At 63.3% G+C, this 11,695-nt stretch carries 11 protein-coding genes; 9 read left to right on the forward strand and 2 right to left on the reverse strand.

Features of this window, described 5'->3' with window-relative positions; all coding sequences use genetic code 11:
* The first annotated feature begins 30 nt into the window (after positions 1 to 30).
* The 6 genes from KW846_RS27060 (at position 31) to yghX (ending at position 7,279) form a co-directional block, all read left to right on the forward strand.
* On the forward strand, positions 31 to 1,794 hold the full coding sequence (locus KW846_RS27060) for an L-lactate permease (protein WP_218486138.1): 1,764 nt from the start codon (positions 31 to 33) through the stop codon (positions 1,792 to 1,794).
* Between the two features lie 242 nt (positions 1,795 to 2,036).
* Entirely contained in the window at positions 2,037 to 3,536 is a 1,500-nt protein-coding gene (gene glcD / locus KW846_RS27065; RefSeq protein ID WP_218486139.1) for a glycolate oxidase subunit GlcD, read from the forward strand.
* The gene (gene glcE, locus KW846_RS27070; protein ID WP_218486140.1) at positions 3,536 to 4,600 is read left to right on the forward strand and encodes a glycolate oxidase subunit GlcE; all 1,065 of its coding nucleotides are present in this window, start codon (positions 3,536 to 3,538) and stop codon (positions 4,598 to 4,600) included. Before glcD ends, glcE begins: the two co-directional genes overlap by 1 nt.
* A 3-nt stretch (positions 4,601 to 4,603) precedes the next feature.
* A complete protein-coding gene (gene glcF / locus KW846_RS27075) occupies positions 4,604 to 5,821 on the forward strand; it encodes a glycolate oxidase subunit GlcF (protein ID WP_218486141.1) in 1,218 nt (405 codons plus the stop codon).
* A 19-nt stretch (positions 5,822 to 5,840) separates the two neighbouring features.
* Positions 5,841 to 6,242, forward strand: coding sequence for a heme-binding protein (locus KW846_RS27080; RefSeq protein ID WP_218486142.1), 402 nt, complete (start codon positions 5,841 to 5,843; stop codon positions 6,240 to 6,242).
* Positions 6,243 to 6,391: 149 nt separating this feature from the next.
* Entirely contained in the window at positions 6,392 to 7,279 is an 888-nt protein-coding gene (yghX, locus tag KW846_RS27085; RefSeq protein ID WP_218486143.1) for a YghX family hydrolase, read from the forward strand.
* A 139-nt stretch (positions 7,280 to 7,418) separates the two neighbouring features.
* On the opposite strand, the gene KW846_RS27090 is transcribed toward yghX, so the two are convergent.
* Both KW846_RS27090 and KW846_RS27095 read right to left on the reverse strand, forming a co-directional pair.
* Positions 7,419 to 8,072 carry a peroxiredoxin gene (locus tag KW846_RS27090; RefSeq protein ID WP_015095597.1) on the reverse strand — a complete coding sequence of 218 codons (654 nt, stop codon included), beginning with the start codon at positions 8,070 to 8,072 and terminating at the stop codon, positions 7,419 to 7,421.
* 109 nt (positions 8,073 to 8,181) lie between these two features.
* Positions 8,182 to 9,126 carry an aldo/keto reductase gene (locus KW846_RS27095; protein WP_165824824.1) on the reverse strand — a complete coding sequence of 315 codons (945 nt, stop codon included), beginning with the start codon at positions 9,124 to 9,126 and terminating at the stop codon, positions 8,182 to 8,184.
* A gap of 129 nt (positions 9,127 to 9,255) precedes the next feature.
* Here KW846_RS27095 and KW846_RS27100 point away from each other — a divergent pair, with 129 nt between their 5' ends.
* From KW846_RS27100 to KW846_RS27110, 3 genes are all read left to right on the forward strand, one after another.
* Positions 9,256 to 10,044: an alpha/beta hydrolase gene (locus tag KW846_RS27100; protein WP_218486144.1), complete on the forward strand. Its 789-nt coding sequence runs from the start codon at positions 9,256 to 9,258 to the stop codon at positions 10,042 to 10,044.
* A gap of 286 nt (positions 10,045 to 10,330) precedes the next feature.
* Positions 10,331 to 10,960 carry a hypothetical protein gene (locus tag KW846_RS27105; RefSeq protein ID WP_218486145.1) on the forward strand — a complete coding sequence of 210 codons (630 nt, stop codon included), beginning with the start codon at positions 10,331 to 10,333 and terminating at the stop codon, positions 10,958 to 10,960.
* A gap of 19 nt (positions 10,961 to 10,979) precedes the next feature.
* On the forward strand, positions 10,980 to 11,609 hold the full coding sequence (locus KW846_RS27110; RefSeq protein ID WP_218486146.1) for a metalloregulator ArsR/SmtB family transcription factor: 630 nt from the start codon (positions 10,980 to 10,982) through the stop codon (positions 11,607 to 11,609).
* The last annotated feature ends 86 nt before the right edge of the window (positions 11,610 to 11,695 follow it).

Consider the following 11,695-nt stretch of genomic DNA (forward strand, 5'->3'; position numbering starts at 1 on the left):
ACGTCCAACAATAAAAAGCAGAGGTGGAACATGGTCTGGCAGCAAGTCTACGATCCGTTCGGTAACCCGGTGCTTTCAACGCTCATGGCGGCTGTGCCGGTGGTGGTGATGCTGGCGTCCCTCGCGTTTTTCCATGTCAAGGCGCACCTGGCGGCGCTGCTCGCCCTGGCCTCGGCCTTGCTGATCGCGATCTTCGCCTTCGGCATGCCGGCGAACATGGCCGGTTCCGCGGCGCTGTTCGGTGCAGCCAACGGTTTGCTGCCGATTGGCTGGATCGTGTTGAACATCATCTTCCTGCACCGCCTGACCACCGAGAACGGTTCGTTCAAGGTGCTGCAAGATTCCCTGGCGCGCATCACCGATGACCGGCGCCTGCAATTGCTCCTGATCGCCTTCTGCTTCGGTGCGTTTTTCGAAGGCGCGGCCGGTTTCGGTACGCCGGTGGCAGTGACCGGGGCGATTCTCATCGGGCTGGGCTTTTCGCCGCTTGCCGCCTCGGGGCTGGCGCTGATCGCCAACACCGCGCCGGTGGCATTCGGCGCCCTTGGCACGCCGATCATCACCCTGGCCAAGGTCACCGGGCTGGATGAGATGGAGCTGTCGATGATGGTCGGTCGGCAGTTGCCTTTCTTCTCGGTGTTGGTGCCGTTCTGGCTGATCTGGGCTTTCGCCGGCTGGCGCAAGATGCTGGAGATCTGGCCGGCGATCCTGGTGGCCGGGGTCAGTTTTGCCGTGCCACAGTTCCTCGTGTCGAACTATCACGGGCCCATGCTGGTGGATGTGATCGCCGCGCTGATCTCCATGGCCTGCCTGACCGGTTTCCTCAGGGTCTGGAAACCGGCCACCGTGCACACCTCCGCCGCCCTGTCCGGCCGGGTCGACAACTCGAAGATCGACGCCGAGCACGACGAAAAGCCCGTACCGACCGCAACCTTCGCCAACGAGGCGAAACCGGCGGTGATGCGAGCCTGGATGCCGTGGATCATCCTCACGGTCTTCGTGTTCATCTGGGGCACCCAGGGCTTCAAGAACACCTTCGACACCCGCCCTGCCATCGACCCGCAAACCAGTGCCGCCAAGCTCGATCCGCAGGGCAAGCCGATGCGCGAGGCCAACCCGCTGTTTGCGCCGGTCGTGACCTTCACCACCCTGCACTTGCAGGTCGAGAAAGTCCCGCCCGTGGTGGCCGCGCCGAAAACCGAGGAGGCGGTGTACAAGTTCACCTGGTTCACCGCCACCGGCAGCGGCATTCTGCTGGCGGCAATCGTTGGCGGCTTGTTGATGGGTTACTCGATCCCGCAACTGATTCACCAGTACCTGCGCACGTTGTGGGTGGTGCGTTACTCGCTGATCACCATTGCCGCGATGCTCGCGCTGGGCTTCCTCACACGCTACTCCGGCCTGGATGCGACCATGGGCCTGGCCTTTGCCGCGACGGGCATTTTCTACCCGATGTTCGGCACCCTGCTCGGCTGGCTCGGCGTGGCGCTGACCGGCTCGGACACCGCGTCCAACGTGCTGTTCGGCGGCCTGCAACGGGTGACGTCCGAGCAACTGGGCATCAGCCCGGTATTGATGGCCGCCGCCAACAGTTCCGGCGGGGTCATGGGCAAGATGGTCGACGCCCAATCGATCGTGGTCGCCTCCACCGCCACCCGCTGGTACGGCCATGAAGGGGAAATCCTGCGCTATGTGTTCTTCCACTCGATTGTGCTGGCGATTCTGGTCGGCGGGCTGGTGACGTTGCAGGCCTACGTCGCGCCGTTCAGCCATATGGTGGTGGGCGGGCATTGAATCCAATAGCAGGCAATTCTGCTTAAGCCTCATCCCTGTGGGAGCGGGCTTGCTCGCGAAGGCGGTGTGTCAGTCGAAGACATTGCCGTCTGACACACCGCCTTCGCGAGCAAGCCCGCTCCCACAGTGGCGAGTGGTTTTTTTGAATGAATGGTCCGTCGTGCGGACAAACATCCCATGGACAGCCGGCCGTCTCAGGCCAATGATGAAGGTCGCAGGTCTCCAGCGAGAATCGTGATCCCATGAACATTCTCTACGATGAACGCGTTGACGGCGCCTTGCCCGACGTCGACAGACAGGCCCTGTTGCAGGCCCTGCAGAGCCGCTTGCCGGGCCTGGAAATCCTGCATCAGCAGGAGGAACTCAAGCCCTACGAATGCGACGGACTGTCGGCCTATCGCACCACGCCGATGCTGGTGGTGCTGCCCCGGCACATCGACGAAGTGCAAGGGGTGCTGCGCGTCTGTCATGAGCGGCACGTCCCGGTCGTCGCCCGTGGCGCGGGCACCGGTTTGTCCGGTGGTGCGCTGCCCCTTGAGAAAGGCGTGCTGCTGGTGATGGCGCGTTTCAACAACATCCTGGGCATCGACCCCGCCGCCCGTACCGCACGGGTTCAGCCGGGTGTGCGCAATCTGGCGATTTCCCAGGCGGCGGCACCGTTCGGCCTGTATTACGCGCCGGATCCGTCCTCGCAAATTGCCTGCTCCATCGGCGGCAACGTCGCGGAAAATGCCGGTGGCGTGCATTGCCTGAAGTACGGCCTGACCGTGCACAACGTGCTCAAGGTCGACATCCTCACGGTCGACGGCGAGCATTTGAGCCTGGGCTCAAACGCCCTAGACGCCCCCGGTTTCGATCTGCTGGCTCTGTTCACCGGCTCCGAAGGCCTGCTCGGGGTGATCACCGAGGTCACGGTCAAGCTGCTACCCAAACCGCAGACCGCCAAGGTATTGCTGGCGGCGTTCGACTCCGTGGAAAAAGCCGGGCGCGCCGTCGGCGACATCATTGCCGCCGGCATCATCCCCGGTGGCCTGGAAATGATGGACAACCTGGCCATCCGCGCCGCCGAGGACTTCATTCACGCCGGATATCCGGTGGAGGCCCAGGCCATTCTGCTGTGCGAACTCGATGGTGTTGAAGCCGACGTCTCGGATGACTGCGACCGGGTGCGCCAGGTCCTGCAACAGGCCGGTGCGACCGAGGTGCGCCAGGCGAAGGACGAAGCCGAGCGCGTACGTTTCTGGGCCGGGCGCAAGAACGCCTTCCCGGCGGTGGGCCGACTCTCGCCGGATTATTACTGCATGGACGGCACCATCCCCCGTCGCGAACTGCCCGGCGTGCTGCACGCCATCGCCGAACTCTCGAACGAATACGGCCTGCGGGTGGCTAACGTATTCCACGCCGGCGACGGCAACATGCATCCGTTGATCCTGTTCGACGCCAATCAACCCGGTGAACTGGAGCGCGCGGAAAACCTGGGCGGCAAGATTCTGGAGCTGTGCGTGAAGGTCGGCGGCAGCATCACCGGTGAGCACGGCGTGGGTCGCGAGAAGATCAACCAGATGTGCGCGCAATTCAACAGCGATGAGCTGACCCTGTTCCATGCCATCAAGGCCGCCTTCGACCCGAGCGGCCTGCTCAACCCCGGCAAGAACATTCCGACCCTGCACCGCTGCGCCGAATTCGGTGCCATGCACATACATCGCGGTCAATTGCCCTTCCCCGAGCTGGAGCGTTTCTGATGCGCGGCCCTGAAGATTTCGATGACAGTCAACTGCTCCTGGAGCAGGTCAATCAGGCGCTGGAAAACGCTACGCCGTTGCGCATCCAGGGTTCCAACAGCAAGGGGTTTCTCGGCCGCACCACGGCCGGGGAAATTCTCGATACCCGCGCGCACCGGGGCATCGTCAGTTACGACCCGACCGAACTGGTGATCACCACCCGTTGCGGCACGCCGTTGTCGGAACTGGCCCAGGCACTGGATGCCGCGCAACAGATGCTGCCTTGTGAGCCGCCGTCCTTTGGCGAGGGCGCCACGGTCGGCGGCATGATCGCCTGCGGACTGTCCGGCCCACGGCGCCCGTGGTCCGGCTCGGTGCGCGATTTCGTCCTCGGCACGCGGGTCATCACCGGTCAAGGCAAACTGTTGCGCTTCGGTGGCGAGGTGATGAAAAACGTCGCCGGCTACGACCTGTCACGCCTGATGACCGGCAGTTACGGCTGCCTCGGGCTGATCACCGAAGTCTCGCTCAAAGTGCTGCCAAAACCCCGGAAAGTCCTGAGCATCAGCCTGGAAATGGACCCTGAACGCGCCTTGCTGCGCCTGGCGGAGTGGGGCCAGCAACCGTTGCCGATCAGCGCAGCCTGTCACGACGGTACACGCCTGCACCTGCGGCTCGAGGGCGGTGAAGGCTCGGTGGCGGCGGCCCACGAGCGCCTCGGTGGCGAACGGCTGGACGCTTCCTGGTGGGAAGACCTCAATGAACAGCGCTTGAGTTTCTTCGATGAAGACCAGCCGCTTTGGCGCCTGTCACTGCCGCACAACACACCGCGCCTGTCGCTGCCGGGGCGCCAGTTGATCGACTGGGGCGGCGCCCAGCGCTGGTTGAAATCCGATGCCGAGGCGGCGTTCATCCGCCAGGTCGTCGACGAAGTCGGCGGCCATGTCACCTGCTTCAGCCACGGCCTCACCGACACCCCGTTCCAGCCCCTGCCCCCGGCCCTGATGCGCTATCACCGCAACCTGAAACAACAGCTCGATCCACGGGGCATCTTCAACCCCGGACGCCTGTACGCGGAGCTTTGAACCATGCAGACGACCCTGAGTGAACGCGCCCGCCATCTGCCCCGCGCTGCAGAAGCCGAAAGCATCCTGCGCACCTGCGTGCACTGCGGCTTCTGCAATGCCACCTGCCCGACCTATCAATTGCTCGGCGATGAACTGGACGGACCGCGGGGCCGCATTTACCTGATCAAGCAAGTGCTGGAAGGCAACGATGTCACGCAAAAGACCCAGCAACACCTGGATCGCTGCCTGTCGTGCCGCAACTGCGAAACCACCTGCCCGTCGGGCGTCGATTACCACAACCTGCTGGACATCGGTCGGGCGGTGGTCGATGCGGCGGTGCCGCGTCCGCTCGGCCAGCGCCTGTTGCGCGAAGGGTTGCGCCAGACCGTGCCGCATCCGGACCTGTTCAAGAGCCTGGTCAATGGCGGCCAGGTGTTCCGCGCACTGCTGCCGGGCACGCTGCAAAGCAAATTGCCGCGCCATGCACCGCCGGCCAAGCCGCGCCCCATGACTCTGCGCGAGCGTCAGGTGCTGATGCTCGAAGGCTGCGTGCAGCCTGCCCTGTCACCCAACACCAATGCCGCGGCGGCGCGGGTGCTGGACCGGTTGGGGATCAGCGTCATCGCGACCCGCGAAGCCGGTTGTTGCGGTGCCGTGGACTACCACCTGGACGCCCAGGCCGCCGGCCTCGATCGCGCCCGGCGCAACATCGACGCGTGGTGGCCGAGCATCGAAAAAGGCGCCGAGGCGATTGTGCAGACCGCCAGCGGTTGCGGCGCCTTCATCAAGGACTACGGCCATCTGCTCGCCAGCGACCCGGCCTATGCCGACAAGGCGAAAAAGGTCAGCGAACTGGCCCGGGACCTGGTGGAGGTGTTGCGCGACGAGCCGCTGGAAAAACTCGGGATCCACGCCTCGCAGCGCCTGGCCTTCCATTGCCCCTGCACCTTGCAGCACGGGCAGAAACTCGGCGGTGCCGTGGAAGCACTGCTGACCGGCCTCGGTTTCAACCTGACGTCCGTTCCCGACGGGCACCTGTGCTGCGGTTCGGCGGGCACCTATTCGTTGACCCAGCCCGAGCTGTCGCGACAACTGCGCGACAACAAGCTCAATGCCCTGGAAAGCGGCCATCCCGAGGTCATCGTCACGGCCAACATCGGCTGCCAGTCGCACCTCGACGGCGCGGGCCGGACCCCGGTGCGGCACTGGATCGAACTGGTCGAAGCCGCCCTGCCTTAACCGAATCCCGGAGATGCCCATGAACCGCAAAGCCGTGCTGAGCCAGACCGAAGTCCAGCAGATCATCAAAGCCGCCCGTGCCGAAGCACAGGCCAATCAATGGGCCGTGACCATAGTGGTGGTCGATGACGGCGGCCACCCGCTGGCCCTCGAACGCCTCGACGGTTGCGCACCGGGCAGTGCCTATATCGCCACCGAAAAGGCCCGCACCGCCGCCCTCGGGCGGCGCGAATCGAAAAGCTATGAGGACATGGTCAACGCAGGGCGCTACGCTTTTCTGTCAGCACCGTTGCTGACTTCGCTCGAGGGTGGCGTGCCGATCATTTTCGATGGCCAGGTGATTGGGGCTGTCGGGGTGTCGGGCGTCAAGCCTGAGCAGGATGCGCAGGTGGCGAAGGCTGGGGCGCAGTGCGTGAAATGAGATGCCGGCATCACCATTCCCCCCTGTGGGAGCGGGCTTGCTCGCGAATGCGGTGGCACATCCAACATCCATGTATCTGACACACCGCTTTCGCGAGCAAGCCCGCTCCCACAGGGGCCGTGTTCAACCTTCTGTAAGGAGTTGCACCGATGACCCGCCTCACAGCCAAAGACTTTTCCCCGGAGCTGCTGGAACTCTACGACTACTACGCCCACGGCAAGATCAATCGCCGGGAGTTTCTCGACCGCGCAGCGTTGTTCACCTTCGCAGGTTTGACCGCCGGTGCCCTGCTCGCCGCGCTAAGCCCCAACTACGCGCTGGCCGAGCAAGTCGAGTTCACCGACCCGGACATCATTGCCGAGTACGTCACCTACCCTTCGCCCAAGGGCAACGGCCAGGTACGGGCTTATCTGGTGCGCCCGGCCAGGGCCACCGGCAAGGTGCCGGCGGTGGTGGTCGTGCATGAAAACCGCGGGCTCAACCCCTACATCGAAGACGTGGCCCGGCGTGTGGCCAAGGCCGGTTTCATCGCCCTGGCCCCGGACGGCCTGACCTCGGTCGGCGGTTATCCCGGCAATGACGACAAGGGCCGCGAGCTTCAGGCCACGGTCGCCCCAGAAAAGCTGATGAACGATTTTTTCGCCGCCGTCGAGTGGATGATGAAACACCCGGCCGCCACTGGAAAAGTCGGCATCACCGGGTTCTGCTACGGCGGTGGCGTGACCAACGCCGCCGCCGTGGCCTATCCGGAACTGGGCGCCGCCGTGTCGTTTTATGGTCGTCAGCCAACGGCCGAGGAAGTGCCCCAAATCAAGGCACCGGTGATGCTGCACTACGGCGAACTGGATACACGGATCAACGAGGGCTGGCCGGCCTACGAGAAAGCATTGAAGGCCGGGGGCAAGACCTATGAGGCCTACATTTATCCGGGCGCCAATCATGGTTTCCACAACGACTCGACGCCGCGTTATGACGAGGCGGCGGCGAAGCTGGCGTGGGAGCGGACGTTGGGGTGGTTTAGAAAGTATCTGGTTTGAAGTACTTGGCCACCAGGGCCGGCCCCTTCGCGGGCAAGCCCGCTCCCACAGGGTCCTGAGTCGTTCACAGATATGTGCTTCGACTCGACCCCCTGTGGGAGCGGGCTTGCTCGCGAAGGCGGCATCAGGGCTGCCGAGGCTACTTCGGCTGAGCCACCGTCCGCAAATACGGCTTCAGTGTCTTGAAGCCATCCGGGTATTTCTTCTTCGCATCTTCATCAGACACCGAAGTCGGGATGATCACATCCTCACCCGGCCGCCAGTTCACCGGCGTGGCGACGGTATGCTTGGCATTCAGTTGCAGAGAGTCGAGCAGGCGCAGCACTTCATCGAAATTGCGCCCGGCGCTCATCGGGTAGATCAGCATGGCCTTGACCTTCTTGTCCGGGCCGACGATGAACACCGAGCGCACCGTGGCGTTGTCCACGGCTGTGCGCGCGCCGCCGCTGGCATTGGGGTGGATCATGTCGTAGAGCTTGGCCACCACCAGGTTTTCATCGCCGATCAGCGGGTAGTTGACGGCGCAGCCCTGAGTCTCGGCGATGTCGCCGACCCAACGGTTGTGGTCACTGACCGGGTCGACGCTGAGGCCGATGACCTTGGTGTTGCGCTTGTCGAATTCGGGCTTGAGTTTCGCCAGGTAACCCAATTCAGTGGTGCAGACCGGGGTGAAATCCTTGGGGTGGGAAAACAGGATGGCCCACCCGTCGCCGATCCATTGGTGAAAATTGAGCGTGCCTTCGGTGGTTTCGGCGGTGAAATCCGGTGCTTCATCGCCAATGCGGATAGCCATGTTCGATCTCCTTGCAGTGATGGACAGGGACGCCGTCAGGGCAACGAATGCGCTTTCAACGGCATGGACGCGGACAGTATAGGAGAGGTTGCGCAACTCGCCGGCTGCGCTAGTCCACCAGCGCAATCAGCTGCTGACGCTGGGCATCGGTCAGCATCGGGCCGAAACCGGCCCGGGCATTTTCCGCCATGTAGCGCGGGTTGCCGGTGCCCGGAATCACGCAGGTCACCGCCGAATGCGACAGCAGGAACTTAAGTGCCAGTTGCGGCCAGCTCTTGACCCCGACTTGCGCCGCCCAGCCTGGCAGCGGTTTGTCTTTCAGTCTGGCCAGCAGGCCGCCACCGCCGAACGGCCGATTGCAGATCACCGCCACGCCCCGTTCTCGGCACAACGGCAGCAAGCGTTTCTCGGCGCCGCGATCATCCAGGGCGTAGTTGATCTGCAGGAAATCCAGCGGCTCGGCCTTGAGTACCGCTTCCACTTCGTCGTAGGCCGACGCCGTGTAATGGGTGATGCCGATGTAGCGGATGCGCCCCTGTTCTTTCCAGTGGCGCAGGGTCGGCAAGTGCGTCTGCCAGTCCAGCAGGTTGTGGATCTGCATCAGGTCGATCCGGTCGGTTTGCAACAGGGCGAAGGATTGTTCCATCTGCGCGATGCCTTCCTCGCGCCCGCGGGTCCACACCTTGGTGGCCAGGAACGCCGGCGAGCGCGGTTCATGGATCGACAGCAATTCGCCGGTGGTCTGTTCGGCGCGACCGTACATCGGCGAGCTGTCGATCAGCTTGCCACCCTTGTCGAACAACGCATCCAGTACCGCGGGCAAGTCCTTGTAGGCCGGTTGCGAAGGCTCGACGTCGAATCCGCGATAAGTGCCCAAGCCTACGATCGGCAAGGACTCGTTGCTGGAAGGAATGGCGCGAGTCTGCATGGTCTTGCCTCCTGTTCCCGTCGACGGCGCGGGTTGCGCACCCACCGGACCGAACGTGAAGACCGCCGAAGCGCCGGCAGCCAGCGTGAGAATTTCTCTACGGGTGTAACCCTCAGGATGGCTCATAAAACGCTTCTCACCAGTCGTTCGGGTCCGGCCTGTTGCACCGACACGGCGGATAACCCGTGCCATGGGTCGATTGACTACACTCACAAGGCCCTGCGGCGCCAGTCACTTTCAAACCCCGAGCCGTCAATGCCGCCCACTAACGTTAGTCGAATGTCGCGCACCCTGGTGTTACTCGTTGTCATCGTCGCTGCGTTGTACCTGGCGCTGTGCCTGGCGTTGTTCGTGTTTCAGCGGGCGCTGATCTATTACCCGCAACCGCGTGCCGTCGGAACAGCCGGGACGCTGCTCACCCTGCCGGTCGCCGACGCACGGGTGCTGGTGTCCATCCGACCTCACGAAGGCCCGAATGCGCTGATCTACTTTGGCGGCAACGCCGAAGACGTCTCGCGCAACTTGCCCGTGTTCACCCAGGCGTTCCCTGACTACGCGCTGTATCTGCTGCATTACCGTGGCTTTGGCGGCAGTTCCGGCTCGCCTTCGGAAGAGGCCATCGCCCGCGATGCCTTGACCTTGTTCGACCAGGTGTATGCCAGTCACTCGCATGTGGCGGTGGTCGGACGCAGCCTGGGGTCGGGTGTCGCCGTGCGCCTGGCCAGCCAGCGCCCGGCCGCGCGCCTGGTGTTGATCACGCCCTACAACAGCCTCGAGGGGCTGGCCGCTCGTCAGTTTCGCTGGTTGCCGGTGCGCTGGTTGCTGAAGGACAAATACCCGTCCTGGCAGTACGCCGCCCGCATCACGGTGCCGACGGTCTTGATAGTGGCCGAGCATGATGAAGTGATTCCGCGTTCGAGCACCGAGCGTTTGTACACACACTTCGCCAAAGGCGTGGCGTCACTGCAGGTGATACCGGGGGCGGGGCATAACTCGATCAGCGAAAGTCCCGACTACCTCAAACGTCTGCGTGAAGGGCTGTAACGGCAACACCAGTCTTTGTGGCGAGGGGGCTTGCCCCCGTTGGACTACGAAGTAGTCCCGAATCCAGACGATGCGTATTCAGGTTAACCGCATGTAGCTGTTTTACGACTGCTGCGCAGCCGAACGGGGGCAAGCCCCCTCGCCACAAAAAGCCTCCCTATGCCCCCAGTCGCTTCCAGCAACAGGCTATGGCCATTCATCCGAGAGTTCGCTTCCAGCCAATAAAAACATATTTTTATGCCTATATTGATATTGTCGAACGTTCCCACTCTCAGAGGGTGCCGTCATGAATATCAAAACCCTGGCTTTGCTCCTGCTGGCTTTCTGTGCGCAACCGGTCTGGAGCCAGACGCCTGCCGCTTCACCCGCCGCTGCCGACAGCCCCGCGCTGACCACACGCCTGGCCGAGCGTGACCTTTGGGTCGAGCACATTTTCTGGATCAGAAACTACGCGCTGGCCAATCAATCCGCCGACCAGAAACAAGCCAAAGTTGCGGCCGATCAGGTGGTCGACAACGCCACCAAGATCGCCAACAGCATCGCCCCGCTCTACGGCCAGCGGGCGGCGGATCAATTGCTCAAGCTGCTTGCCGGCCATTGGGGCGCGGTGAAACACTACAGCGATGCCACCGTTGCCAAAGATGCCAAGGGCAAGCAGGCCGCCGTCACCGAGCTGACCAGCAATGCCAAGGCGATTGCGGCGTTCCTGGCCACGGCGAACCCCAATCTGCCTGAGGCGACACTGGTGACGATGTTGTCAGCCCATGGCGGTCACCACATCACCCAGATCGATGAATTCGCGGCACATGATTACGCCGGCGAAGCCCGTACCTGGGCGATGATGCGCACGCACATCCTGGCCCTGGCCGATGCGTTGACCGGCGCGTTGGTCAAGCAATTCCCGGACAAGTTCTGATATCGCGCGAGGCTATCCCATGCTGGAAGGACTGGGCCGAACACAGCAAGACCTGCTCAATGCGCTGCTGCACCATGCCGGCGGCATGAGCATTGACGAGTTGGCTGAACATCTGGCCGTCACGCGCACCGCAATCCGCCAACACCTGGCGGCGCTGGAGCGTGACGGCCTGGTGCTGCGCGGCGACACCCGCCCGACGGGGCGTCGCCCGGAGCAGCTGTATCGGCTCACCGACCACGCACGGGAGCAATTCCCTCGCCACTATCAGCTACTGGCCAGCGTCCTGATCGATGAAGTTGCCGCCATCATCGGCCCCGAAGCCCTGGCCTCGCTGATGCGCAGCATGGGCCGCAAACTGGCGCTGGACCGTGAACAGCAGGTCGTCGACGAAACCAGGATCGTCCAGCACATGAACCAGGCGGGCTACGAAGCCGAGGTGTTTTTTCGCTCAGGCGACACGCCGGAAATCGTCGCGCATAACTGCGTGTTCCATCGCCTGGCCGCCGAGCATCCGGTGGTCTGCGAACTGGACCTGGCCTTGATCGGCGCGTTGGGCGGCGGTGAAGTCGAGCACAGCGAATGCATGGTGCGTGGCGGGCATGTCTGTCGCTTCAGGCTGCGACCGAGCGAGAAGCAGGATCCCGTTTAAACGGCGCACCACACCCTACCCTTCGTCGGATGCCTCGGCTGGATCACAGGCAGCAGCTTGTCCGCCGTGAACCTTGTGTCGAGACA

The organism is Pseudomonas sp. PDM32 (assembly GCF_019219225.1).
GTDB classification, from domain to species: Bacteria; Pseudomonadota; Gammaproteobacteria; order Pseudomonadales; family Pseudomonadaceae; genus Aquipseudomonas; species Aquipseudomonas laurylsulfatiphila.

Coding starts and splice junctions, on each gene's coding strand:
- KW846_RS27060 (WP_218486138.1), top strand. CDS start 31: ATGGTCTGGCAGCAAGTCTACGATCCGTTCGGTAACCCGGTGCTTTCA.
- glcD (WP_218486139.1), top strand. CDS start 2,037: ATGAACATTCTCTACGATGAACGCGTTGACGGCGCCTTGCCCGACGTC.
- glcE (WP_218486140.1), top strand. CDS start 3,536: ATGCGCGGCCCTGAAGATTTCGATGACAGTCAACTGCTCCTGGAGCAG.
- glcF (WP_218486141.1), top strand. CDS start 4,604: ATGCAGACGACCCTGAGTGAACGCGCCCGCCATCTGCCCCGCGCTGCA.
- KW846_RS27080 (WP_218486142.1), top strand. CDS start 5,841: ATGAACCGCAAAGCCGTGCTGAGCCAGACCGAAGTCCAGCAGATCATC.
- yghX (WP_218486143.1), top strand. CDS start 6,392: ATGACCCGCCTCACAGCCAAAGACTTTTCCCCGGAGCTGCTGGAACTC.
- KW846_RS27090 (WP_015095597.1), bottom strand. CDS start 8,072: ATGGCTATCCGCATTGGCGATGAAGCACCGGATTTCACCGCCGAAACC.
- KW846_RS27095 (WP_165824824.1), bottom strand. CDS start 9,126: ATGAGCCATCCTGAGGGTTACACCCGTAGAGAAATTCTCACGCTGGCT.
- KW846_RS27100 (WP_218486144.1), top strand. CDS start 9,256: ATGCCGCCCACTAACGTTAGTCGAATGTCGCGCACCCTGGTGTTACTC.
- KW846_RS27105 (WP_218486145.1), top strand. CDS start 10,331: ATGAATATCAAAACCCTGGCTTTGCTCCTGCTGGCTTTCTGTGCGCAA.
- KW846_RS27110 (WP_218486146.1), top strand. CDS start 10,980: ATGCTGGAAGGACTGGGCCGAACACAGCAAGACCTGCTCAATGCGCTG.